This window comes from Natronobacterium haloterrestre, assembly GCF_900112205.1.
GTDB lineage: Archaea > Halobacteriota > Halobacteria > Halobacteriales > Natrialbaceae > Natronobacterium > Natronobacterium haloterrestre.
The window spans coordinates 224020-247577 of the sequence record NZ_FOKW01000005.1; the positions used below are offsets into that span (position 1 = coordinate 224020).

Annotated in this window: 17 protein-coding genes and 1 pseudogene; 10 read left to right on the plus strand and 8 right to left on the minus strand. The window is 66.8% G+C overall.

All coding sequences use genetic code 11. The features are described 5' to 3' along the window. Positions 1 to 84: 84 nt before the first annotated feature. Both BM113_RS11810 and BM113_RS11815 read left to right on the plus strand, forming a co-directional pair. A complete protein-coding gene (locus BM113_RS11810) occupies positions 85 to 1719 on the plus strand; it encodes a right-handed parallel beta-helix repeat-containing protein (protein ID WP_245758034.1) in 1635 nt (544 codons plus the stop codon). Between the two features lie 240 nt (positions 1720 to 1959). Beyond that, on the plus strand, positions 1960 to 3594 hold the full coding sequence (locus BM113_RS11815) for a flippase (protein WP_089788231.1): 1635 nt from the start codon (positions 1960 to 1962) through the stop codon (positions 3592 to 3594). 59 nt (positions 3595 to 3653) lie between these two features. Here BM113_RS11815 and BM113_RS11820 read toward each other — a convergent pair whose 3' ends face one another. Further along, positions 3654 to 4718 carry a glycosyltransferase family 2 protein gene (locus tag BM113_RS11820; RefSeq protein WP_089788233.1) on the minus strand — a complete coding sequence of 355 codons (1065 nt, stop codon included), beginning with the start codon at positions 4716 to 4718 and terminating at the stop codon, positions 3654 to 3656. A 69-nt stretch (positions 4719 to 4787) separates the two neighbouring features. Beyond that, entirely contained in the window at positions 4788 to 6083 is a 1296-nt protein-coding gene (locus BM113_RS11825; RefSeq protein ID WP_089788235.1) for a polysaccharide deacetylase family protein, read from the minus strand. Positions 6084 to 6267: 184 nt separating this feature from the next. Here BM113_RS11825 and BM113_RS11830 point away from each other — a divergent pair, with 184 nt between their 5' ends. After that, positions 6268 to 7323: a glycosyltransferase family 2 protein gene (locus BM113_RS11830; protein ID WP_245758035.1), complete on the plus strand. Its 1056-nt coding sequence runs from the start codon at positions 6268 to 6270 to the stop codon at positions 7321 to 7323. Between the two features lie 139 nt (positions 7324 to 7462). After that, a pseudogene (locus BM113_RS23080) lies at positions 7463 to 7597 on the plus strand (sugar-transfer associated ATP-grasp domain-containing protein); the annotation flags it as partial. Between the two features lie 55 nt (positions 7598 to 7652). On the opposite strand, the gene BM113_RS11835 reads toward BM113_RS23080, so the two are convergent. Next, on the minus strand, positions 7653 to 8981 hold the full coding sequence (locus tag BM113_RS11835; RefSeq protein ID WP_089788237.1) for a polysaccharide deacetylase family protein: 1329 nt from the start codon (positions 8979 to 8981) through the stop codon (positions 7653 to 7655). Positions 8982 to 9220: 239 nt separating this feature from the next. Between BM113_RS11835 and BM113_RS11840 the strand changes: the two genes are divergently transcribed. Together BM113_RS11840 and BM113_RS11845 are read left to right on the plus strand one after the other, a co-directional pair. Continuing rightward, positions 9221 to 10942: an asparagine synthetase B family protein gene (locus BM113_RS11840; protein ID WP_089788356.1), complete on the plus strand. Its 1722-nt coding sequence runs from the start codon at positions 9221 to 9223 to the stop codon at positions 10940 to 10942. Between the two features lie 148 nt (positions 10943 to 11090). Then, positions 11091 to 11615 carry a hypothetical protein gene (locus BM113_RS11845; protein ID WP_089788239.1) on the plus strand — a complete coding sequence of 175 codons (525 nt, stop codon included), beginning with the start codon at positions 11091 to 11093 and terminating at the stop codon, positions 11613 to 11615. 31 nt (positions 11616 to 11646) lie between these two features. On the opposite strand, the gene BM113_RS11850 is transcribed toward BM113_RS11845, so the two are convergent. Beyond that, entirely contained in the window at positions 11647 to 12243 is a 597-nt protein-coding gene (locus BM113_RS11850) for a DUF7344 domain-containing protein (RefSeq protein WP_089788241.1), read from the minus strand. Between the two features lie 390 nt (positions 12244 to 12633). On the opposite strand from BM113_RS11850, the gene BM113_RS11855 reads away from it, so the two are divergent. Both BM113_RS11855 and BM113_RS11860 read left to right on the plus strand, forming a co-directional pair. Beyond that, complete coding sequence (locus tag BM113_RS11855; RefSeq protein ID WP_089788243.1) at positions 12634 to 13626, plus strand: DUF1616 domain-containing protein; 993 nt, start codon at positions 12634 to 12636, stop codon at positions 13624 to 13626. Further along, positions 13623 to 14201: a metal-dependent hydrolase gene (locus BM113_RS11860; protein WP_245758036.1), complete on the plus strand. Its 579-nt coding sequence runs from the start codon at positions 13623 to 13625 to the stop codon at positions 14199 to 14201. The genes BM113_RS11855 and BM113_RS11860 overlap by 4 nt, the downstream gene beginning before the upstream one ends. 129 nt (positions 14202 to 14330) lie before the next feature. Here the strand turns inward: BM113_RS11860 and BM113_RS11865 are convergent, their stop codons facing one another. The 4 genes from BM113_RS11865 to BM113_RS11880 all read right to left on the minus strand — a co-directional run bounded on the left by BM113_RS11865 (position 14331) and on the right by BM113_RS11880 (position 19880). Next, positions 14331 to 16316, minus strand: coding sequence for a DUF2206 domain-containing protein (locus BM113_RS11865; RefSeq protein ID WP_089788247.1), 1986 nt, complete (start codon positions 16314 to 16316; stop codon positions 14331 to 14333). Further along, positions 16313 to 17281: a glycosyltransferase gene (locus BM113_RS11870; protein ID WP_089788249.1), complete on the minus strand. Its 969-nt coding sequence runs from the start codon at positions 17279 to 17281 to the stop codon at positions 16313 to 16315. The genes BM113_RS11865 and BM113_RS11870 overlap by 4 nt, the downstream gene beginning before the upstream one ends. Positions 17282 to 17288: 7 nt before the next feature. Further along, a complete protein-coding gene (locus BM113_RS11875) occupies positions 17289 to 18368 on the minus strand; it encodes a DUF354 domain-containing protein (protein ID WP_089788251.1) in 1080 nt (359 codons plus the stop codon). Between the two features lie 78 nt (positions 18369 to 18446). Continuing rightward, positions 18447 to 19880: a nucleotide sugar dehydrogenase gene (locus BM113_RS11880; protein ID WP_089788253.1), complete on the minus strand. Its 1434-nt coding sequence runs from the start codon at positions 19878 to 19880 to the stop codon at positions 18447 to 18449. A gap of 359 nt (positions 19881 to 20239) precedes the next feature. Between BM113_RS11880 and BM113_RS11885 the strand changes: the two genes are divergently transcribed. Together BM113_RS11885 and glmS are read left to right on the plus strand one after the other, a co-directional pair. After that, positions 20240 to 20998, plus strand: coding sequence for a helix-turn-helix transcriptional regulator (locus BM113_RS11885; RefSeq protein WP_089788255.1), 759 nt, complete (start codon positions 20240 to 20242; stop codon positions 20996 to 20998). 388 nt (positions 20999 to 21386) lie between these two features. After that, positions 21387 to 23195 (plus strand): glutamine--fructose-6-phosphate transaminase (isomerizing), encoded by a 1809-nt coding sequence (gene glmS, locus BM113_RS11890; RefSeq protein WP_089788357.1) that lies wholly within the window; start codon positions 21387 to 21389, stop codon positions 23193 to 23195. The last annotated feature ends 363 nt before the right edge of the window (positions 23196 to 23558 follow it).

Here is a 23558-nt window from a genome sequence, read left to right on the forward strand (position 1 = left end):
CGTACCGGATATCCGACTTAAAGGCTTGCTATCCGAACCCCTAGTTACTGGCCCCCCTTACTGCTTCAAATAAAGTGACTATCAATGACGGACGGAAGCGACATTGACGATTCGGAGGGCGGACGATCTACAGGGGGGAATGCGACCGACGGTTCTGCTCACGAAGCGCCGACCGGAAAGGGACGGTCCAGGCGAACGTTCCTGCGCGGCGTCGGTGTCGCGAGCGCCGCAACGGTCGGACTCGCGACGGTCGGGAGCGATCCGGCGGCCGCGTTCCATGGGGAGTACGATACCGTCGTCGACGTCGTCGAGGCCGGGGCCGACAACACCGGCGGGGAGTCGATCACGCCGGTCCTCGAGGACCTCCGGGCCGACAACACGGCGTTCGTCTTCCCCGAGGGGCGGTACTACATGGATTCGCAGTTCCGGTTTACCGGGTTCGACAACGTCGGGTTCTTCGGGCAGGACGCGACGCTCGTTCCCGCGGATTACCACGCGTTCGACGGCCCGCAGTTCCGGCTGTTCCGTCTCGGGGTCTCCTACAGTCCGGGGCGCAGGCTCCGGTTCGAAGGGTTCGACGTCGACCAGACCGCGTCCGACACGGGAATCAGGACCATCGAAGCGACCGTCGCACGGCACCTCGAGGTCCGCGACGTCACGATCCACGGGGAACACGACAGCGGAACCTGGGGCCCCGGGATGTTCGCGGTCAGCGATCCCGACGGGCAGGGCGTCGTCGAGCGGTTCCGCGCGCCGGACGGCGGTCTCCACGCCGACTGGACGCCGAACGCGGGGAACATGTGGCGCGGTCCGATCGGCATCGAGGCGAACACCAACGTCGGCCACCTCGAGTTCAGGGACTGCGAACTCGGCGGCTTCCCCGACAACGGGCTGTACGCGGTCAACGACGAGGGGACGATCGTCGTCGACGGCGGTCGGTTCGTAAACAGCAACGGCGCGAGCGTCCGCCTCGGCGGCGAGGGGAGCGAGATCAGGGGCGCGACCGTGGCGGTCGATCGTACCCGATCGTACGACGACAGTCAGCGGGGCATCCGACTCGAGCGGGGGACCGACCTCCAGGTGACGGACGTCGATATCTCGATCACCTCGCCGAAGCCGACGAGCCACGCGATTTCGGTGATGAACTCCTGTCAGTCCTCGCGGATCGAGGAGACCTCGATCGAGATCCGCGGCGACCGGGTGAACCACGGGATCGTCGTCTCGCCGGAGGCCGGCGAGACGTACATCGGGGGCGGCGGCGTCGTCCACGAGGCCGGCGGCGGCTACCCGCTCTGGATCACGGATACGGACAGGCGAGATCGGGTCCTCGTCGAACTCTTCGACGTCTCCGGCGAGGCCGGGGTCACCTCGGCCGGCTTCCGCGACGGGATCCGGTGTGAGCGGGACAACTGCCGGTTCAGCCACGTGACCGTCGATCAGCCGGGCCGCAACGGCGCCGATCGGAACGGGATCGTCATCTCGGGCGACGAAACGACGGTGTACAAGGGAACCTTTCACGCGAGTCAGTACCCCTACATCGACCAGGGCGACGGGAACCACCTCCGGAACTCCGAGACGGTGTCGTACGAGGACGGCCTCGAGGGCGTTCGCCTCTACCCCGGCATCGAGGGGCCGGAGTTCCGGGTCAACCGGATCGTCAACGGGATCGACGACCTGGGAGCCAACGACGTGTTGACCTGGGAGAACACCTACGAGTAACCGATCGGAGTCGCAAGCGAGCTCTCGGAGCCGCTCGAGGGCGTCGGTCGCCGAGACCGTCTCGCGGCGAGCCCCAGTCGCGTCGGAGGGGAGAACCGCTTTCTGGGCGTTTAACACTGCTATAATAAGGACCCGTGCGGGAGACCGGGTCGATACTGTGGCGATCGTTTACGACGCCGACCGGTCGGGCGGGACGCACCGCCGGCCGTCGGCACTGAGGGGAGGACAGCGACCGTAACCATGAACAGGAGCATCGCCAGCGGCATCCTCTCGGTCGTCAGCGCGAAGGTCGTCGTATTGGTCGTGACCGCCGTCTCGACGCCGCTCCTGTACCGGTTCCTCGGCGCGTCGGGGTACGGGGACTACGCGTTCCTGCTGTCGGTGTTCGCCATCTACATGATCTTCGTCAGCTCCGGGATCACCGACGGCGTCCGGAAGTACCTCGCGGAGGATCGGTCCGTCCCCCACTGGGAGGCGTACGTCGTCGGCTTCTACCTGCGGTTGGCGATCTGGCTCGCGGCCGTCGGGACCCTCGTCATGGTCGCCGCCGCCGAGTTCGGCTACGTCGCCCTCGCGTTCGGCGATGGACTGGCGTCGTACTTCTACGTGCTCGCGATCCTCGTGGTCACGGCCCAGTTCCGCGACTTCGCCCGGAAGACGCTGATGGGGTTCGGCCTCGAGCGGTACTCGGAACCGCTGAAGATCCTCGACAAGGTCGGCTTCGTCGCGGTCGCGATCCCGCTCGTCTACGCCGGGTTCGGCGTGACGGGCGCGCTGCTTGGACACATCGTCGCGAGCGCGCTCGTCGCCGTCGTCGGGCTGGCGCTGGTCCACCGCCGGATCTCGCTGGTTTCGGTGTTCTCACACCCGAGCGCGCGGTTCCCGCGAAAGCGAATGCTGACGTTCAACTCGATGAGCATCGTCCTCGTGCTCCTTCTAATGTCGCTGTATCACGTCGACATCCTGATGCTCCAGCAGTTCCGGGAGAGCGCGGAAGTGGGCAACTACCGGGCCGCCCTCCAGCTCGCGGAGTTCCTCTGGTTCGTCCCGCTGGCGCTGCAGACGGTGTTCGTCCACTCGACCTCCGAACTGTGGTCCCGGGACCGCACCCGGAAGATCACGGAACTCGCCTCCCGCACGACCCGGTACGCGTTCCTCCTGACCGCCGTCATGGCGGTCGGCCTCGCGGCCCTCGCCGACGTCGCCGTCCCCCTCTACTTCGGCCCCGAGGCCGAACCGGCGATCGAGCCGCTCCTGCTTTTGTTGCCCGGCGCGCTCGGGTTCGCGCTCGCCAGGCCGATCCTCGCCGTCTCCCAGGGGAACGGGACGCTCCGATACCCGGTCGTCGCCACCGGCGTCGCGGCGGGGATCAACGTCGTCCTGAACGCGTTGCTGATCCCGTCCTACGGCATGCGAGGCGCCGCGGTCGCGACCAGCGTCGGCTACGGCTCGATGTTCGTCCTCCACTGCTGGAGCGCCCGGCTCGTCGGGTTCGATCCCCTGGCCGACGCGCGCCTGGCACGGACGGTGCTGACGACGGCCCTCTCCGCCGTCCCCATCGTCGCGCTGGCGGCAGCGATCGAGAACCCGTGGCTCGCCCTGACCGTCGTCCCGCCGGTCGGTCTGTCGCTTTTCGTCGCGGTCGCGCTGCTCGTCGGCGCACTCGATCCGACCGAACCGCTCGAGGTGCTGGCGGCGTTCCCGGACCCCGTCGGTTCGGCGGCGGCCGGACTGCAGGCCCGCCTCGAGGGGGTCGGGGGCACTGCCTCGGGCAACTGGCTCCAGGTCCTGCTGTTCGTCGCGGGCCTCGTCCTGCTGGTGGCGGGACTCGTCGTCGGGCTTTTGGGGATCGACGCGGGGACGGTACTGGCGTAGGAACCGAACGAAAACGGATCCGATAACCGCGGACGGAGTCGATCGAGCCGCGTCGAGGCCTATCGCACCTGCGTCTCGAGGTGTTCGCTCTGTCCCATGTCGAACACCATCGCGAACAGGAGGAAGGCGACGCCGGCGACGAGCAACAGCAGTCCGCCGACGCCGGCCACCGGCACGGCGACTATCGCGAGCGCCGACAGCAGGGCCAGGCCGAGCGCGAGGACGCCGGCCCCGGCCATCCCCGCGCCGACGAGGTAGAACAGCGCGAGGGGATGGAAGTCGAGCACGAAGTACTTCGTCTTCAGCCGCCACAGGAAGTTCCGCAACAGCATGGTCGACACCTTCGGGACGTACTCCGAGTACCGGATGCTCGACTCCTCGTCGCCGTAGACGGCCGGCATCGCCACGTCCGCGACGCGCATCCCGCGGACGTTCAGTTTCACCAGCAGGTCGTTGCAGTAGCCGTAGTACTCGTAGAGCCCCTCGAGGTCGATCGCCTCGAGGGCGTTCCGGGAGATGGCCGTGTACCCGTTCTGGGGGTCCATCGTCTTCCAGTAGCCGGCGGCGACCTTGGTCAGGAACGACAGCATCGCGTTCCCGACGAAGCGAAACCGGGGCATGGCCGCGCGGTACTCCGCCGAGAGGAGGCGGTTCCCCTTCGCGTAGTCCGCCTCGCCCTCGACGATCGGATCCAGCAGCCGCGGCATCCGCGAGAGGTCCATCTGCCCGTCCGCGTCGACCGTCACGGTCGCGTCCACCCCGTCCGCTCGGGCGGCCAGATAGCCGGTCTTGATCGCGCCGCCGGCACCGCGGTTCTCCCGGTGCTGGATCGGGACGACGCGGCCGATCCGCTCGTGAACGTACGCGCGGGACTCGAGGGCGGCGGTGCCGCCGTCGGCCACGAGACGGTCCGTATCGGGATCGGAGCGTTCGCGAGCGGGACGCCCGTCTCCGGCGTCCGCTCGCGCGGCCTCGAGGATCTCCGTCCAGGTGCCGTCGGTCGACTGGTCGTCGATCGCGTAGATGCGATCGACGTAGTCGGGCATGTCCCGGATCACGTCCCCGACGAACCCCTCCTCGTCGTAGGCGGGCAACACGACGCCGACGGTCGCGTCGCGGTACATCAGCGCCACCCCCGTATCGGGCCGAACCCGTCGGCGATGGCGGGGCCGTTCGGGCCGGTGGCGGCGGGTTCAGTCCCGATCATGGTCCAGGAATTCCGTCGCGGTGACGACGTCGACGTCCGCCCGATCGACGTGCTCGAGCAGGTCCGCGAACCGCCGCTCGGAGAGGCCGTCGTCCCCGATGTGTTCGAAGTGGAGGACCGCGAGCTGGCCGAACTCGGCCGCGCGATCCACGTACTCCTTCGTCACCTCCCCCTCCGCGCCGGAGAAGAACCCGAGGTTGTGCGGGTCCGTCAGCGGCAGGGCGTTCGGCGCGCCGCCGAAGCGAAACGCCGCCTCGTGGTGTTCCCTGACGAGGTCCATCGTGTTCGGGCCGACCACGTTCCGCGGCGCGACGAAGTGATCGGCGCCGTCCTCGAACCCGTTCGTCTCGAGGTAGGCCTTCGTCCGCCGGATCAGTTCCGCCTGCTCGTCGGGCGCGTAGTCGGCGAGCGATCGGGCCCCGGTTCGCGGCCGCGCCACCAGGTCCCAGCCTGCGTCGGCCAGGTCGTCCAGTTGCTCGCGGGTGAGCCTGCCGGAACGGATCTCGCCGACCGCCTCGGGAATGACCGCTTCGACGCCCGCGAAGCCGTACTCCGACAGTCGCTCGAGCGCGACCGAGCGGTGGCTCTCGAGGGTCCCGTCGAACAGCAACAGGACCTTCCCCGTCTCCGGCCGGTCGACCGCCCGGAGATCGTCGACCCGACAGTCGACGGGCCCGGTCGAATCGCCCCGGGGCCGGACGCTCAGGCGAATCTCCCGGACGTCAGCGAGCGACGGCTGCCCCTCGACCCGTCCGGTGCCGAAGTCGACGCGTACCCACCTGTCGGTCGGGCCGATCAGCGTCCGGCGCAACGCCACCGCGTTCCGGTGGTCGGGGGCCAGCAACTCGAGCGTGAGCTGTAACTGCTCGCGTTCGGCGGCCTTGACCGCAAGCGAGAGGTTCGACTCCCGGAGGTCGATCCCGTCCGGGTTCGTCGTGTAGACGGCCGCGTACTCGGCGTCGTCGGCCCGCAGCCGGGCCGACTGTGTCCCCGCGTACGGTTCGTCCGTCGCGGCCTCGAGCGTTCCGGCGTCGATCATCGACACCCAGTCGTCGAGCGGTTCGAAGGAGGCGATCCGCTCGCCGGGCAGATCGGGCCGCTCCGCGGCGGTTTCGTGGCCATCGTCGGAATCGCCGTCTTCCACCGAATTCGGGGACGATTCCGCCGGCGTCGATCCGTTGCCGCCGTCCCGGCCCGAAACGTTCGAGAGGCACCCGGCGCTGCCGAGCGCACCGGCCGAGACGACCGCCGTCACGAACGATCGTCGGGTTCTGTCCGTCATCACCGGCCGGAACGAACCGTGTTCCCTTTCTTATACAGGCGTTAGTCCCGCGTCGGATCGACGCGGGCTCGCGGATCGGGCGGGCGACCCTCGAGCCGAATCCTCCCGCCACGGCGGTCCGGTGACCGCGAGCGGCCGTTTAGCGACGCGATAATAATCCCGCGGGGGTTCGAACCCCCGGAAAATGACTCGCGTCAGCGTGGTTATCCCGACGTACAACCGGGCCGAGACGCTCCCGCGCGCGATCGACAGCGCGCTCGAGCAGACGATCGACGACGACCTCGAGGTGATCGTCGTCGACGACGGGTCGACGGACGGAACCGAGTCGGTGCTCTCCGCCTACGAAGAGGAAGGCGTAGGCGTAGTGCCGGTCACCCACGCCACCAATCGCGGCGCCAACGTCGCCCGGAACACCGGCATCGAACACGCGAGCGGCGAGTACGTCGCGTTCCTCGACTCGGACGACACCTGGCATCCGGAGAAGCTGGAGTACCAGCTCGAGGCGCTCGAGGGCCGGTCCGAGGAGTGGGTCGGCGCCTACTGCGACACGGCGTACGACCTGTCCGGCGCCGGCGGGACGCTCCGCTCGGCCGCCGCATCCCTTCTCGCCCGCAGCGACGCGGAGCCGACCCGGGAAGGCGACGAGCAGTTGATGGCCGAGATCCTCGCCGACAACGTACAGCCGGGGGCCGGTTCGACGCTGCTCGTCCGGACCGACGTCGCGAGGGAAGTCGGCGGCTTCGACGAGACGCTGGACCGGTTCCAGGACCCCGAGTTCTGTCTGCGCGTGCTCGAGCGTGGGAAACTCGCCTACGTCGACGAGGTTCTCGTCCGCCGGGACGAGACCGGTCACCCGCCGGCCGACGTCGTCGAGGAGGCGAGCGAGCGGTATCTCTCGGCCTACGAAGCGGAGGTCGAGCGGTTCGAGTCGGAGGGATACGAGATCCGCTCGACCCACCGGTTGCTCCTCGCGAAACGGTACCTCGCCGAGGGGCGAACGCTGCGTGCCGGTCGCCACCTCGCCGGGGCGTCGGTGTCGGCGCGACACGTCCCCGGGCTCTGCTGGACCGCCGCCGGCGGGGTCAGGCGGCGTCCGCTCCCGCTCGTCGTGACCGTCCTTCTGGCCGCAGCCGCGGGGCTGCTGTGCCGGTCGCGACTCGGCGGTCACGCTGGGACGGGAACGGGAACGGGAACGGGAACGGGAACGGGAGCAGCCGAGGCCAACTCCAAAGGGTCGTAGTCGGTACGGCCGTCGCGTTCGACCGCGTCGGCGAAACAGTCGTGGCCTCCGGGAACGGCCCCGAGGATCCGACAGGACTACGTGAGCGGCAACCATCGGCACGTGCGAACGAAACGGATCGAGGGGACGTATCGTCACCGACGGCAGGTCGTTCACCGTCATCGAGGCGAACAGCTACCCGGGGCTGAACTCGGTCCAGGTCCACGGGCCGCTGTTGACCGACGACCGGGTCCGTCGGTTTTACGCACGTCACGGCGTCTGCGAGAAGAATTGACTACCGTTTCGGACAGCACAACAGTTCGGCACGGCGAAACAGTCGGTAAACCGGCTCAGGACTGTCTCGAGGTCCGCAGTTCCCACAGGTCGTCGAACGTAATGACCTCGACGTCGGCTTCGTCGATGTGTGCAAGCAACTGCTCGTAGTCGTCTTCGGACATCGTGTTGTCCGCCTCGAACGCGTGGAAGTTCAGGATCGTACACTGGTTGTGCGCCGCCGCGAGGTCGACACAGCGTTTGGAGATCTCGAGGTCGTGGCCGATCGTCCGCGGAAGCGCCAGCGGGTCGAACCCGTGGACGCCCGTCGTGTTGACGTTGCCGGCCTGGTTGAACCCGCCGCAGTAGTGATAGCCGGTCGCGTGCTCGAGGCTCGTTTTGTCGAAGCTGTTGTGCGGGAAGACGATGTAGTTCGCCCCCTCGAACCCGTTGTCGACGAACCACCTCTTGTCCTGTCGGAGTCGCCGCTCGATCGTCGACTCGTCCTCGTACTCGTGGATCGGTTCGTGCGTTCCGTGGACGACGATCTGGTCGCCCTCGTCCTGGCGTTCCTGCAGTTCCGAGACCGACATGACGCCGTCGCGTCCCTGCTCCGTCCACCGGGGGACCGGCGCCTGGACCGTCCGGAACCCGTACTCGTCGTGCAGCGGCGACGCCGTCTCGTAGTAGTCGCGGAACCCGTCGTCCCAGGTCAGTACGACGTACCCCTCGTCGGGTTTCTCGTGACGGCGGAGGTCGTCGATCCAGACTTCGGCCTCGTCCATCGAGTGGAGGACCTGGATCTCGAGCCGGTCGAGGTGATCCATCGCGGGTTCGTGCTCGTCCTCCTCGAAGACGCCGGGGCTGGCCCGGAACCAGCCGACGTCCGGGGTCCGGTACGTGACTTCCCGGAGCGAGTGTACCCGGGCGCTCCCGAACTGGTCGACGATGCGCAGATTGACCGTCAGGTTCTGCGGGGTCGTCGTCCGAATCGCGACGGACAGGTCCGTCTCCGTCAGGTCCGTTTCCTCGAGGGACCGCTCCGCGACGATCGTCTCACGGCCGTCCGACTCGAGGTGGAAGCTCTGCTCGCCGTCGAAGACTACGTCCTCGTCGGCTTCGCCCGATCCCTGAACGACCTCCCAGGCGTCGAGGTCGCCGAAATCGTCCAGCGACTCGCCGGGCTGTCGGTACCGTTCGCGGCTGTCGTACTCGGTTTCGATCGGCGGGACCCCGTCCGCGAGCGCCGCCGGGGCCGACGGATCGTCGTCGGTCGCCTCGTTGCCGGCGTCGTCGCTGGAGTCGGTCACCGACTCGAGCCGATCCGCGCAGCCGGCGACGCCGGCGAGGCCGGCGGCACCCGACAGCGCGAGGAATCGTCGTCGAGTCGCGTTCGTTCGTGGCATTGGCGGGTCGACGCTACCGACGGCCACCCCATTATTATAGAGCCGATAGGCGGCGGCGACCGACGGCCAAGCGGGGCGCGAACCGCCTCGAGCGGCCGGCTCCTGGGCTTAACGATGGCATAGTTATTGCGGCGTCCGCCGGAGTCGAAGAGGAGCGACGTATACGGGCACCCGGCCTCCGTCTCGGACCGTCGGGTCGCCTGCAAGCGCCACAACGTGTGGCGGAGTCGACGAACACGATGAACAGGGAACTCTTCGGCGTATTCGGCGACAGAGAGGCGTTCGACCGGTTCAGAGACGACGACGAGTTCGACGTCGTCCTCACCGGATCGAGACTCACGGTCGGGATCAGGGACCCCGACCTCGGCACTACCGGCTGGACCGACGCGCACGGCGACGACGCCGGCTGCTGCGTCGTCTGGGGGGAATCGTACGTCCCCGATCGGGAGTCGAACGCGGCCCGGTGGCTCCTCGAGCGATACGAGCGCGACGGAACGACGGCCTTGTCGACTCTCAACGGGTCGTACCTGGCCGTACTCGATCACGAGGCGACCGACGAGGCGTTCGTCGCCACGGACCCGGTCCGGTCGCGGGGGTGTTTCTACACCGACGACCCCGGGGTTCGGGTCTTCGGAACCGACGCCGCCGCGGTGGCGGAGACGGTCGCGGATCCGACGCCCGATCGGGACGGCGTCCTCGAGTTCCTCCATCTGGGAGTGGCGCTGGGCGAGAAGACGGCCATCGAGGAACTGCGTCGGCTCCCGATGGACGGGCGACTCACGCCGACGGCAGTCGAGTCCCTCGATCGGTTCGTGTATCGGCCGCGCGAGGATCACGACCACGATCACGATCACGATCACGACTACGTCGGCGACCTCGCGGACCGCCTCGAGCGGGCGCTCGAGCGCCGGTCGAAACTCCCCGGCCGAAAGGGGGTGTTGCTCTCGGCCGGCTACGACTCGCGGATCATCCTCTCGCAAGTCCCCGACCTCGAGCGGAGCTACACCGTCGGCGCGCCCGACGCACAGGAAGTGATCGGTGCCAGCCGTCTCGCCGACCAGTACGGGACGGCCCACACCGCGTTCCCGCCGGACGAACGCTACCTCCGGCCCGACGAGTCGAAGGTCCGATACTCCCAGGGGATCAAGGAGTCGCTTCACATCCACCACGCCGGCTACGCCGACGAGATCGACGTCGAGACGATGTATCACGGCCTCCTCTGTGATACGTTCTTCCGCGGTCACTTCACCGCCCGCGAGACCGTCGATATCGCCGGAAAGCCCGTCCCGCTCGGGCGACTCGACCCCGACCCGGACCCGGTCGACACCCTCCTCGAGAAGTTCGGATACAGCCGCGAGGCGAGCCGCGAGCTGGCCGAGCGGACGGGGCTGGACGTCGATCCGGAGACGTTCGTCAGGCACGCGATCGACGACGAGTTCGCGTCGAACCGGTCGCGGGCGGACGGCGTCCAGAACGCCCTGACCTGCTGTGGCATCGCCAATCAGCCGTCGATCCCCTTCCACGACCACCTGTCCGACCAGTTCGTGACGTCGTTTCTCGCGACCGACCGGGAGCTGATCGACTGGCACCTCCGGACGCCGCCGGCCCACCGGACGACCGAGACCTTCCTCCGGGCCTGCGAGCGGCTGGACGACGACATTCTGCGCCACAGACCGCCCGACCGTCCACACGATACCGAGCTGTTCAACGAGATCGAGGGATTCGTCCGGCGGAAGACGCCGTTCCTCTCGTCGTTCGAACCCCCGTGGCCGGACCGCGAGACGCTGTTCGAGCGCCACGACTTCGACCGCCGCCTGCTCGGCGACCTCGAGCACGTCCACGAGTTGCCCGCGAGACACAAACTCCGAATCGTCGACCTTCGACGGTGGTTCGATCGGTGGGGCGGCCCGAAATCGCGGCTGATCCCCCTGCTCCGGCCGGCCAATCCGACCCTCGCGTGAACGCCCGATCGCGTCTCGAACGTGACGGCTATCTTATCGATACGGAATCGGCAAATGCGTCCTGAAAGACGCTCTAAGCGGCTGTTATTTCGGTTTAGAAATATAAACCGTGAAAATGCTTATATACCAAGGGAAGATAGGCCGGAATATGCGTCTGACGCCGTCGTGGTTGCGCTCTTCGTCGGACACTTCTCGGGGGGAGTGTCGCGGCGACGAGACATCCACGGAACCGGAAGTAGCCGTCTATCACGACCCGAAAGGGGAGTTCTCGAGTGAAGCGAGGGACGCAGGCGAGTTCGTTCCCGACTCCGACGAGGAGTTACTGGCCGTCCTCGAGGGGATGCAGATGCCCGCCACCGTCGACGAGGTGACCGACCGACTGGTCGAACCGGCTCAGCCGCCGATCGATACGTGGGCGGCCGTCCACGAACGGCTCCACCGAACGCGACTGCCCGCACTCGACGCGTCCGGCGACATCGAGTTCGACGACGCACAGGGCATCGTCGACCGCTCGAGATCGCGAGCGGCCGGTCGAAATCCGTTCTCTCCCGCCGTGTTCGGAACCCTGTCGATCGTGGCGCTGTTCGTCGCGATCGCTCTCGTCTGGGCGTCGGTTCTGACCGCGGTGACGGTACTGCTCGTTACGACTACGTTCGCTGCGTGGCTCGTGTAGGGGCGCGAACCGGCGAGCACGACCGTCGTCCTCAGTCGATAAAGCGGGTTATCGTGAGCATTGTAAAGAGGAACAGGATCAACGCGCTGAGCCCGAGGCCCGACAGGATCGACATGAACGGGAGTTCGATCACCGCGCCGAACACGAGGACGTAACAGAGGGCAGTGGCACCGATGTAGTAGTCGTTCCAGTTCGGCTCCGCCTCGTCGGCGTCCGACTCGTCCGTCGACTCCTCGCCGGGTTCGATCCGAAGGTAGGCGTCGAACTGATCGGCGAGCGGTTTGCGCTCGACGATGCCCCGATCCTGCTGATAGTCGATGACGCCGGCCTCGTCTAGCTTCGAGAGGTGGGACTGGTAGAGCGGAATGTAGACGCGCTGTCGCTGCTTCGACGAAAGTTCCTCGACGGTCGTATCGTGTTCCCAGGCGGCGACCTGCTCCGCGACGTCGCGCATGCGGACGGGACCGTCGGTACCGCGCAGATACCGGAGAACCATCCGACGGCGTTCGTTCTGGAGCAGGTGGAAGATCTCGTCCTTCGAGAACGCGGACTCGTCGTCGGCGGGCTCGTTCTCGAGGGGAACGTCTCGGTCGGACTGTTCTTCCGATTTGATAGATTTCGATTTCATCGCGCCGATTCCACCTAAAGAGAAGTGGGTAATAAAGGATAGAAACCGTGTCCCTCGGATTGGTTCAATTTGCGTGACTTTAATTGTCACGTGAGTATTTTTTCTTGTTTTTAAACCCTGTATTTGCTGTTTATGAGGCCTGAAAACCGATATCTCCTGATTGGAAAACCGGCTTAATTCCCCTCTAGATGGACGTCAAATATCCGTAATCTATCCCAGATTTTCCGTTAATTGCGTTCACTGGGACAGTTCATACGGGCCGAAATTCAGGTCGAGACAATCTGTATCGGGATTGTGATAGGAATCGGTCAGACGCCCGTCGAACGGCCCCGATCGAGCGGCGTTTACCGGAGCGATAATAAACCCCCATCCGCCCGTCGATACGAGCAAATGAGCGACACAGACTGGTGGTTCTTCGATCTGGCGCTCGTCGTCGCGGCCGTCGGGGGGCTCACGCTCGCCGTCGTCGCCGGCGCCGGCGGCGTTGCACGGATACTACTGACGATCCCGCTCGTCTGCTTTCTCCCGGGATATGCGCTCGTCTCGGCGATGTTTCCGGACGGGCCGACCGACGACTATCAGGCCTTCGACGAGGGGAAGACGGGCCTCGGAAACCCCCTGCTGGTAAGCGGGGGGCTCGAGGGGGTCGAACGGACCGTCCTCTCGGTCGTGTTCAGCGTCGCACTCGTCCCGGCAGTTGCCCTTTTCGCGTCCGCAACCCCTGGGGGTTTGATTGCCGATCAGGTGCTCCTCGGGATTTCGGCGCTGACAGCTGGACTCGCCGTAATCGCGATCCTCTCTCGATACCGCTGTGAGCCCGAGAGACGGTTCACTCCGTCCCTCTCGTCAGCCTCTCCGTTTTTCGACTCGCGGAGTTCGTTCTACGAGCGGCGTAACGTGGGGCCGTACAACGCGGCGATCGCGGTCGGCCTCGTGCTGGTCGTTCTCAGCGCCGGTTTCGCGCTCGCCAGTCCCCCCCAACACGACGGGTTCACCGAGTTCTCGATCGAAACGGAAGCGGTCACGGGAGAGACCGACACGATGTACGACTCGACCTACGAAATCGATTCCCAGCCCCAGGAACTCGAGGCGACGATCACGAACCACGAACACGAGGAGCGGACCTATACGACGGTGGTCTCCCTCGAGCGGGTGAGCTACGGGGACGGCGGCGACGTGACCGTCCACGAGCGGGACGAACTGGATAGACAGCGGACGACGGTTCCGGACGGCGAGAGCGCCCGGCAGACCCTCGAGGTCGAGCCGACGATGGAAGGCGACGAGTTGCGCTTGCAACTGCTCCTGTACGAGGGAGAACCGCCGTCTGATCCCACCCCCGAGAACGCGTACCGGGTCGTGACGCTCCCGATCGAGGTCGAATGATGTGGCCCTGGGAACACCTCCTCGTCGCGTACGGGCTCTACTCGCTGACGACGAACGTCCTCCTCCGGCGGTCGCCGTCCGCCGGCGAGACGATCGCCGTCGTCGTCGCCTCGCAGCTCCCGGATCTGGTCGACAAACCGCTGGCCTGGACGTACGGGGTCACGGAGACCGGCTACGCGATCGGCCACTCCGCGTTCGTCGCCCCGCTCGCCTGTCTGGCGACCCTCGTCGCGGCGGACCGATACGGGGATCGAGTCCTCGCGGGGGCGTTCTCGCTCGCGTACGGTTCGCACCTCGTCACCGACGTGTTCAACCCGATGCGGTCGGGACGACCGCCGGAGCCTCGAGTGCTCCTCTGGCCGCTTGCGTCGCCGCCTACGGGCGATCACGGCGGACTGTTCGATCACTTCGTCGTCTACTTCGTCCGGTACGCGAACCAGCCCCTCGCCGGCGGCCTGTCCGCTGCAGTGGCCCTCCAGCTCGCCGCCGGGTTCTCGATCGTCGCCCTCTGGCTCGTCGACGGCGCGCCGGTCGTCAGCGACTGCTTGCGGTTCGTTCGCGATCGGCTCCGATAAAGCCGTCTCGAGGCGGTCAGCAGTCGGTCAGCGGGCCCTGCTTTGGAAAGCAATCGCGGTCCGACGGGTCCCCGCAGCGATCGGAGCGACTCGAGAGCGGCGACGGAGGAGAAAGAGTCCGTCTAGCGATCATCCGGACGCGGGCGAGGGCGTACACATCGTCACCTCGCCGTTGGTGTAGACCGTCGCCTGGTCCGGTCGACAGAGCCGTTCCTCGGAGATCCGCTCGATCCGTCCCTCGCCGTTCTCGTCGGAGAAGTAGACCGCCGTCGACGACTGCGCGGATCGATAGACCGTGTACTCGTGGTCCGCCGCGCCGTCGTCGGGGACGGTCGCGGTCGTCGTCGACGGGTACGCCCCGGTTCGAGAGAACAGCGTCTGGTACGGATGGTCCGTGTAGAGGCGCTGATCGGGACGGATCTCGCTGCCGCTTGGGGAGCCAGTCATCTCGGCGATCGACTCCGCCGCCGCCAGTTCGGGTTCGTCGTACGCGAGTTGCTCGTGGTGGTCCGAGAACACCGGGTCGTCGATGTTACTCTCCGGGGCGAGGATCATCGCGCCCGGATAGACCAGGACGAAGAGCAACAGGACCGAGAGGGCGACCCCCGTCGTAACGTTCCCGCTGAGGGTTCGAATGCCGATCACGCCGAGCACGGCCATCGGCGCGAAGAGGAACGCGAACCAGCGGTTCGGAATGAAGTTGTGGATCCCGAACATCGGGAACCCGAGGACGAAGACGAGCATGAACGCCGACGCCAGCAGGAGGGTAAACACCGACTGCTCCGCCCGCCGCCTGTGGACGACGTACAGACAGCCGACGAACGTCGCGCCCAGCAGGAGGAGAAAGCCGAGCGCGTCGACGTAGGGGACGACCTGGTCGAGCAACGTCGAGGGTGCCGTCGACGCCGCCTCGGCCTCGGCGTCGCCGCCCGAGGACCCGCTCGCGATGTTGAGGAAGCCGGCACTGTCCTCGAGCGTCTGCGTGAAGAAGCTCAGGACCGTCGCCAGGAACGAGTCCTGCCGGTACGGCGTCAGCGACCAGACGAAGATCGTCAGCCCGAAGTTGAACACGACGAGGCCCACGAGGTTGACTGGCTTCTTCGCGCGGAAGACGCTCGTATCGAGCCGCGTGAGCCCGAGCGGGCCGACGACGAACACGATCTGGGCGACGAACGCGGCGAGCAACAGCACGAGCATGATGAACGTCGACACCTGATGCGTGAGGATCACGGCGACGCTGAACAGGACCAGCAACGAGAAGTCCCGGACGGTGTACTCGATGCGCATCACGCGGATCAGGGCGTAAAGCATCGCGAGGAAGAACAGCAGGCCGAGGCTCGTCGGGATGAGGTGGATCCCCCACATCGAGACGTGGCTCGCGAGGGCGTAGAACGCCGCCGCCAGCACGGCCCACCGCTGGGAGACGAGCAGGTTCGTGGTCGCGTAGACGAGCAGGACCGAGAGCGGCAGCACGACGCCCACGGAGAGGTACACCGCGAGGCGAATCGGGACGTCGTACAGCAGCGCCGACGACGCGACCAGGAGGTGGTAGAACGGCGCCGCGTAGTGTTTGTCGTCGGAAATCGCGCCGAGCGAGCGTTCCTCCAGGATCGCGTTCACGAGTTCCGTGTGGGTCCAGATGTCGATGCCGACGTACCCCGGCGTCGCGTACAGCGCCGTAAAGCGGAAAACGACCGCGAACAGGACGATCTGGAGCAACAACAGCCCGGGATGGAACTCCTCGTCGCGCGCGAAGACGATCTGCGCGATCAGGAGCGTGCCGACGACGCTCGCGGCCCCGAAAAAGAGGGGCGTCCGCGACCCCTGGATCACGGTCAGCGCCACGAGCGCCGCGAGTCCGGCGAGGACGACGCTGGGGAGCGCCATCGTCACGCTCGAGGGCAGCGTCGGAGCGGCCCGGGCGTCCTCTCCCTGGTACAGCGAGAGGAGATACAGCACGCACGCCGTGCCGAGGAGTATCGGGACCGTATCGAGGTAGACCTGGGACGCCAGAAACCGCAGCGGGAACAGGGCCAGGGCGATCACGAGCCCGCAGAGCGCCGCGACCGTGTCGAGCCGGAGCGGTCGCAACTCCGACAGGGACCTGTAGTTCATGCGCCTCCCCCCACTGCGGGTTCCCGTCGATCGGTTTCACCGTCGGTTCGACCGAGCGCCCGCCGATAGACGCCGACGAGACGCTCCCCGAACGAGTCGAGTCCGAGCCCGTCGATCGCTTCGCGGGCGTCGGTTCGGCCCCCGTTCGCGAGGACGCGCTCGAGGCCGTCGACGAGTTCCGCGTCGTCGTCGCCGACGACGCAGTTCGTCACGCCGTCGACCGTCTCGCGAACGAACCCGACGTCGGTCGAGACGATCGGCAGGTTACACGCGGCCGCTTCCTTGACGACCATCGGGCCGCTCTCCCGGCGCGAGGTGACGAGAAGCACGTCGCTCGCGTTCATGTAGTAAGGCATCTCCTCGTACGCGACGCCGGAGACCGGCCGGAGGTCGACGTCGACGTCCGCGCGCTCGACGATCCGTTTCGCCCGCGGGAAGTCCTTCACCGTCCGGGTGCGGTCGTACGGGAACAGCGCGATCGGTCGGTCCGACTCCCAGCCGACGCACGTGCGGGCGGTCTCCTGCGGGATCGGCCTGAACAGGTCGGTGTCGACCGCGAACGGAAGCAGTTCGTGGTCGACCTCGAGTTCGCGGGACATGGCCGGGCTCGGAACGATCGCGGCGTCGGCCCGTCGGGCGCCGAACCGGCTGAGCGACCGGAGCCACGAGTGTTCGCCCATCAGATCGGTTCCCCAGAGCGTGACGACGGTCGGCCGGACGGGTTGTGCGACCGCCAGCGGCGCGACGAGCCCGTAGTTCGCGTGTACCAGGTCGTACTCCGCCGAGCGGACCTCGGCGAGGGTCTTCGAATAGAACTTCGCGTACGCCGTCGGCGACCGCGACGAGTCGCCCTCGTGCTCGCCGGGAGCGGTGAGGACCGTACAGTCGACGCCCTGCCTCTCGAGGGCGGCGACCTGCTGCTCGAAGAACGGCCGCGGCGACGTGGCCAGCTGTAACACCTTCATACCGTGATCAGCCCGCGTTGGTCGCGGGCGTCGTCCCGTCGCTCGTACGCGTGCGAGCGAGCGATTCGACCTGACGAACGACGAACGCCGTCACGTCGATGCGCTCGTCCAGCAACCGTTCCCGCCGTCGCCGCCAGGGGTCGTCGGTTCGCTCGACGATCGAGGCCGCTCGCTCGAGCCCGCGGACGTGGCGGTTCTCGCCGTCGTGTTCGAACAACAGTCCGTACTCCGCGTCGAGTTCCGTCGTGTAGCCCAGTGACAGCGGATTCACGTAGACCGAAGGAGTCCCGAGGACGGCCGCTTCCGCCGCGGTGGTCGCGCCCTCGCTCAGGACGACGTCCGCGAACGAAAGCAGGTCGTGCAGGCGGTCCGGCGACGTCTCGAGCTGATAGGGCTCGAGGTCCGCCGGCGGCTCCCCTTCGGCCGAGAGCAGGACGTCCGCGCCGGCCGCCTCGAGGCGCTCGACGATCGCCCGGGGATCCTCGAAGCCGCCGTGGCCGACGTCGTGGGACGCTTCCCAACTGCTGAGTCGAACGACGGCGAACGGGTCGTCCGGCTCGAGGTCGACGTCGGCCTCGAGCGACTCGAGGACGGTCGGATCGGGCTCGAACCGGTCGGGGTGGAGATAGGCGAGTTCGTGATACCCCGGGTACGTCACCTGGTTCGGTCCGATCTCCTCGCGGTAACACGAGGGCGTACAGATCACGTCCGCGAAGGGGTAGCCGAGCCTCGTGATGAGCGTCGCGTGTTCGGTATCGTAGAAGACGAGGCTCTTCGTGCCCAGTACCGACGCGACGTGTGCGGCCGCGACGCCGCCGATCGCCGTGATGACGTCGGGATCGATCCGGCGCGCGTGTCGCAGCAGCCGCGCCTCGTAGGTGGCCTGGACGGCCGCCAGCGAGACTAGCGAATCCGACGAGCCGGCCAGCACCCGGTGATCGATCCCGTACGCCTCCAGCAGTTCGACCGCGACGTCGTTCTCGCGGGCGAAGACGTGGATCTCGTGGCCTCGCTCCCGCAGCTCCTCGATCGGATGCCGGAAGAAGTGTACGTGGCCCGGGTGCTGGATCGTGATCACGACTCGCATCGCGAGTCACCTCCGGGATCGACCGTCGCGTTCGGACGACGATCGACGCTCGCGGTCGCCTTGGGGGGTCGCATCGACTCACAACCTCCGGTAGACGAACCCCGCCTCGACCGCCTCCGACTTCTCGAGGCAGCCGTTCACGTCGACGAGCGCGGGATCCTCCTCGAGTTCGGCGGCGACCGCCTCGAGGTCCATTCGCTCGAACTCCGCGTGCGAGGTCGCAAGCAGGATGGCGTCGATCCCCTCGAACGAGAGCCGTTCCTGTACCTCGATGTCGAACGTCTCCCGGACGGCGTCGTCGTCGGCGAACGGGTCGAACCCTTCGACGTCGACGTCGTACTCCTGAAGCTTGTCGACGACGTCGACGACTTTCGAACTGCGGATGTCCCCCACGCCCGGTTTGTAGGAGAGTCCAAGAACCAGGACACGGCTCTCCCGGAGCGTCTTGTGACAGTCGTTGAGCGCCTTGATCGTCAGTTCGGCCACGTGGTCGGGGAGGGATTCGTTCACTTTCCTGCTCGTGCGCACGAGTTCGGGGTCGAACCCCTCCCGGGAGGACCGGTGGGCGAAGAAGTACGGGTCGACGGGGATGCAGTGGCCCCCGACCAGCCCGGGACGGTAGTCGTGGAAGTTCCACTTCGTGCCGGCGGCCTCGAGCACCGCCTGCGTGTCGACGTCCATCCGCTCGAGCGCCATGGAGAGTTCGTTGACGAACGCGATGTTGAGGTCGCGCTGGGCGTTTTCGACGACCTTTGCGGCCTCGGCGACCTCGATCGACGGCGCGCGATGAACGCCCGCGTCGACGACCGATTCGTACAGTCCCGCCACGTCCTCGAGGACCTTCTCGTTCTGTGCACCGACGACCTTGACGACGTCCTCGAGCCCGTGGTCGGGATCGCCCGGCGTCGCGCGCTCCGGGGAGTAGCCGACGAAGAAGTCCTCGCCGGCGGTCAGCCCGGACGCGTCCTCGAGTGCGGGCACGAGCACCTCGCGGGTCGACCCGGGGTAGACGGTCGACTCGAGGACGACCGTCGTTCCGGGTTTCATCTTCGATCCGACGGTTCGGCCGGCGCTCTCGACGTAACTGAGGTCCGGCTGGTCGTCGTCGTCGATCGGGGTCGGCACGGTGACGATGACGTAGTCCGCTTCGGCGATCTCGCTCGCGTCGGACGTGTACGAGATAGCGTCGTTGCGAACCGCCGCGTCGGAGAGGTCGCCCGTAGTGTCGACGCCGGACCGAAGGCGTTCGACGGTCGCGTCGTCGACATCGTAGCCGATCACGCGGTAGTTCGACTCCGCGAAGCCGACCGCAAGCGGGAGCCCGACGTATCCGAGCCCGACGACACAGATCGTCGCCTCGCGCGTCGTCGCTGCCGTCGTCTCGGTTCCCGCGTCGTGGTCCAGGGGCGAATGCGACCCCGTATCGTCCGGGACGGACCCGCTCGCGTTCCCCTTTCGGTCGCTCTCGCGCTCGTCCGCTCGGTTCTCGGTATCGCTTATTGTCGTGGTCATAGCTGAGACGTTGTGGCTGGCCGTCGTACGATCGGGTACGACGGTACGTTCTGTTTCGCCGCCCCGGATCGCCGGGGCGTTCCTCGATCCGTCCAAAACGAGGGGAGCCGTTTACTATACCGCGAATAAACGGTTGCAGCGCTCGCATCGAACGGTCGTTCCGCGCTCGGACGGCTCTCGAGGGGAGATACCGGGTGTTCGGCAGATCGGCAGTCTCGAGCGTTTAGAACGTTGTTAAACCAGTCTGTAGGGGTCCATAATGAAGAGGGAATAGCGGGAATCGCCGATGCGGTCGGCGGGCACGATCTCACGCGATCCACCCGCTCGGCCCGTCGACCGCAACGGAACCGCGACTAACGATGGTATCAAACGCCCCGACCGGAGTCCGAGCCACCCTCACGTCGTCGGCAACCACGTGGACCGACGCCGACCCGGCAGCGATTCGGGTAGACGACACCCACTGGGTCGTGTCGGTTCTCGCGAGCGGCGATCACGCCATCGGAGCCCCGTCCCGGCGGATGCCGTTCCAGTTGTTCCAGTTGGCGTCGTCGTGGGAGGCGGCCCTGATCGCGGTTCTGTTCCTTCTCATCAGCGGCCTCGTCGGCCTCCGAGCGGCGGAGCTACTGTTGGAACGCGACGTCCGCGACCCGTCGTGCTGGCTGCGGACGGAGGAAAGCGACGACTCGGGCGAGAGGAACCGCTCACACGACACGTCCGACTCACGTGACGATCATCGCTGGGGGATCGAGTACGACAACGACAACGACAACGACCAGGATCACGATCACGACCACGATCACGACCAGAACTACCACCTCCAACACTACATCTCGCCCGAAACGCCGCCGGACCTCCTGAGCGACGAAGGAAACGTCGTCAGGCTGCTCGTCGAGCACGGCGGGCGCATCCGCCAACACCGGATCGCGGACGAAACCGGCTGGTCGAAGTCGAAAGTCAGCCGCATCTGTTCCCAGATGCACGCCGACGGGCGGATCGAGAAACGGTCCGTCGGCCGGGAAAACGTCATCAGTCTCTCCGGAGTCGATCCCGCCGACGGCGACGAACCCGCCCACGATTCGGACACCGGGTCCGACGACCTCGAGAACCCGCTGACGTGAGCCCGCCGCGCGGAGGCGGGCACTCCACTCCCTATCCGTCCACTCCCTGTCCGTCGATACGCACCTGTGCACACCGGTATCCGCCTCCCACGTAGCTTCGACCCCGGCCATCGAAGCCCGCTCCCGTTCCGACGCTACTGCGGCGAAACGTTGCACGAGATGAAACTGTATTCGGTATTATACGGCCGATAGCGACGGTCTTATCGGTCGTATAGTAATGGCCGCCGTCCCTGTCGGTGTGAGTGAAGACCCGCCCGTCCCGTACCGGACGACGGCGCGGGCAGGTGACAACAATGATACGGAACGATACGCCATCCCGACGGACGGTACCGAACCGAGTCGACGCGGCAGCCGGCAGTTCGCTCCCGCGAACGGTGGTGAACGGCTAATGTGTGGAATTATCGCACGCGTCGGCTCCGGAGACGCGGCCGACACGCTGCTCTCCGGGCTCGAGAACCTCGAGTATCGCGGCTACGATTCGGCGGGGATCGCCGTCCAGAACGGATCCGGCGTGAAGGTCCACAAGACCTCGGGCGAGGTCGACGACCTCAAGTCGACGCTCGAGACCCGGCCGAGCGGGAACATCGGCATCGGGCACACCCGCTGGAGCACCCACGGCCCGCCGACGGAGGAAAACGCCCACCCGCATACCGACACCGCGGGCGACGTCGCGGTCGTCCACAACGGCGTCATCGACAACTACGACGAACTCCGGGAGACGCTGCGGGAGAACGGCCACGAGTTCGAGAGCGACACCGACACCGAAGTGATCCCGCACCTCATCGACGAGTACCGCGAGGAAACCGGCGACACCGAGGGGGCGGTCCGCCGGGCCGTCGAGACGCTAGAGGGGAGCTACGCCATCGCCGCTATCGTCGACGGCGAGGAGCGCGTGTACGCAGCCCGGAAGGGGTCGCCGCTCGTCCTCGGACTCGACGACTCGGAGTGGTTCCTCGCGAGCGACGTCCCCGCGTTCCTCGATCACACCGACGAGGTGATCTACCTCGAGGATGGCGACCTCGTCGTGCTCGAGCCCGACACCTACCGTATCACCGACCTGGAGGGAGACCCGGTCACGCGCGCGGTCGACACCGTCGACTGGGATCCAGAGGACGCCGGGAAGGGACAGTACGACCACTACATGCACAAGGAGATCCACTCCCAGCCGACGGCGCTCGCGAACACCATCGAGGGTCGGATCGAGGACGGCGACGTCGCCTTCGAGGGGCTGCCGCCGGGTTCGTTCGCAGACGTCGAGTCGGTCCAGTTCGTCGCCTGCGGCACCTCCTATCACGCCGCGATGTACGGCGAGCAACTGTTGCGGGCGGCCGGGATCCCGACCGAGGTCGTCCGCGCGAGCGAGTACGGGACGAACGCGGGGCCGGTCGACGACGGGACGCTGGCCGTCGCGGTCACCCAGAGCGGCGAGACCGCAGACACGCTCGATGCGGTCCGGACGGCGGCCAGCCGCGGTGCACGGACCCTGGCAGTCACGAACGTGGTCGGATCGACCGCTGCGCGGGAAGCCGACGACGCGATCTACATCCGGGCCGGTCCCGAAGTCGGCGTCGCCGCGACGAAAACCTACTCCTCGCAGGCGGTCACGCTCGCGTTGCTGACCCAGCGGCTCGCGGCGGACGTCCCGGACGCCACGCCGGTCGAGGACCGTGAGGGGATGCTCGAGGCCCTCGAGGAGTTGCCCCAGCACGTCGAGCGCGTGCTCGAGATGGGACGTGTCACTTCCCTGGCGCGCGAGTACCTCGACAGCGACTCGTACTTCTTCATCGGGAACGGGTTCGGCCACTCCGTGGCACTCGAGGGCGCGCTGAAGTTCAAGGAGATCACGTACGAACACGCCGAGGGGTTCGCCTCCGGACAGCTGAAACACGGCCCCCTCGCGCTCGTGACGCCGGAGACGCCGGTCTTCGCCGTCTACACCGGCGGCGACGACGAGAAGACCAGGACGAACGCGATCGAAGCCCAGGCTCGAGGCGCGCCGATCGTCGCGGTCGGTCCCGACGACCACCCGCTGATCGAGGTCGCCGACGCGCATCTGGGGGTTCCGGACACCCACCCGGTCTGGGCGGGACTGCTCGCGAACGTCCAGCTTCAGTTGCTGTCCTATCACGCCGCGAAGCTACTCGACCGACCGATCGACAAACCGCGCAACCTCGCGAAGAGCGTCACCGTCGAATGAGGACGGGACCGAGCCGGCTCACCCGTTTCTGACGCACTTTTCGTCGCGTTCCCGTTAGAGTACGGCCGCTGCTGTACTACGGCCGGTCACACGTTACCCGAGACTTCCGCACGGATACCGTTCCGGCGTTGTTCTCGAGTCCAGCGTTCCCGAAGTCTACCGAACGATCCGTCTCGAGTCCGGACGCTGGATGGCCCTACGCGAAGGGAGTTCCCGCCGAGCCACCGGTAGCTCCGGACCGCTCGCCCGCAGCCGAACGTGGCCGGGCGGAAAAGCGATGTCGGCACCACGATCGGGTTCCCACGGAACACTCGGTTCGACTGACAGCCAGACAGCGGAAGCCCACGACTTCAGTCGTGGGGG

Coding starts and splice junctions, on each gene's coding strand:
- BM113_RS11810 (WP_245758034.1), top strand. CDS start 85: ATGACGGACGGAAGCGACATTGACGATTCGGAGGGCGGACGATCTACA.
- BM113_RS11815 (WP_089788231.1), top strand. CDS start 1,960: ATGAACAGGAGCATCGCCAGCGGCATCCTCTCGGTCGTCAGCGCGAAG.
- BM113_RS11820 (WP_089788233.1), bottom strand. CDS start 4,718: ATGTACCGCGACGCGACCGTCGGCGTCGTGTTGCCCGCCTACGACGAG.
- BM113_RS11825 (WP_089788235.1), bottom strand. CDS start 6,083: ATGACGGACAGAACCCGACGATCGTTCGTGACGGCGGTCGTCTCGGCC.
- BM113_RS11830 (WP_245758035.1), top strand. CDS start 6,268: ATGACTCGCGTCAGCGTGGTTATCCCGACGTACAACCGGGCCGAGACG.
- BM113_RS11835 (WP_089788237.1), bottom strand. CDS start 8,981: ATGCCACGAACGAACGCGACTCGACGACGATTCCTCGCGCTGTCGGGT.
- BM113_RS11840 (WP_089788356.1), top strand. CDS start 9,221: ATGAACAGGGAACTCTTCGGCGTATTCGGCGACAGAGAGGCGTTCGAC.
- BM113_RS11845 (WP_089788239.1), top strand. CDS start 11,091: ATGCGTCTGACGCCGTCGTGGTTGCGCTCTTCGTCGGACACTTCTCGG.
- BM113_RS11850 (WP_089788241.1), bottom strand. CDS start 12,243: ATGAAATCGAAATCTATCAAATCGGAAGAACAGTCCGACCGAGACGTT.
- BM113_RS11855 (WP_089788243.1), top strand. CDS start 12,634: ATGAGCGACACAGACTGGTGGTTCTTCGATCTGGCGCTCGTCGTCGCG.
- BM113_RS11860 (WP_245758036.1), top strand. CDS start 13,623: ATGATGTGGCCCTGGGAACACCTCCTCGTCGCGTACGGGCTCTACTCG.
- BM113_RS11865 (WP_089788247.1), bottom strand. CDS start 16,316: ATGAACTACAGGTCCCTGTCGGAGTTGCGACCGCTCCGGCTCGACACG.
- BM113_RS11870 (WP_089788249.1), bottom strand. CDS start 17,281: ATGAAGGTGTTACAGCTGGCCACGTCGCCGCGGCCGTTCTTCGAGCAG.
- BM113_RS11875 (WP_089788251.1), bottom strand. CDS start 18,368: ATGCGAGTCGTGATCACGATCCAGCACCCGGGCCACGTACACTTCTTC.
- BM113_RS11880 (WP_089788253.1), bottom strand. CDS start 19,880: ATGACCACGACAATAAGCGATACCGAGAACCGAGCGGACGAGCGCGAG.
- BM113_RS11885 (WP_089788255.1), top strand. CDS start 20,240: ATGGTATCAAACGCCCCGACCGGAGTCCGAGCCACCCTCACGTCGTCG.
- glmS (WP_089788357.1), top strand. CDS start 21,387: ATGTGTGGAATTATCGCACGCGTCGGCTCCGGAGACGCGGCCGACACG.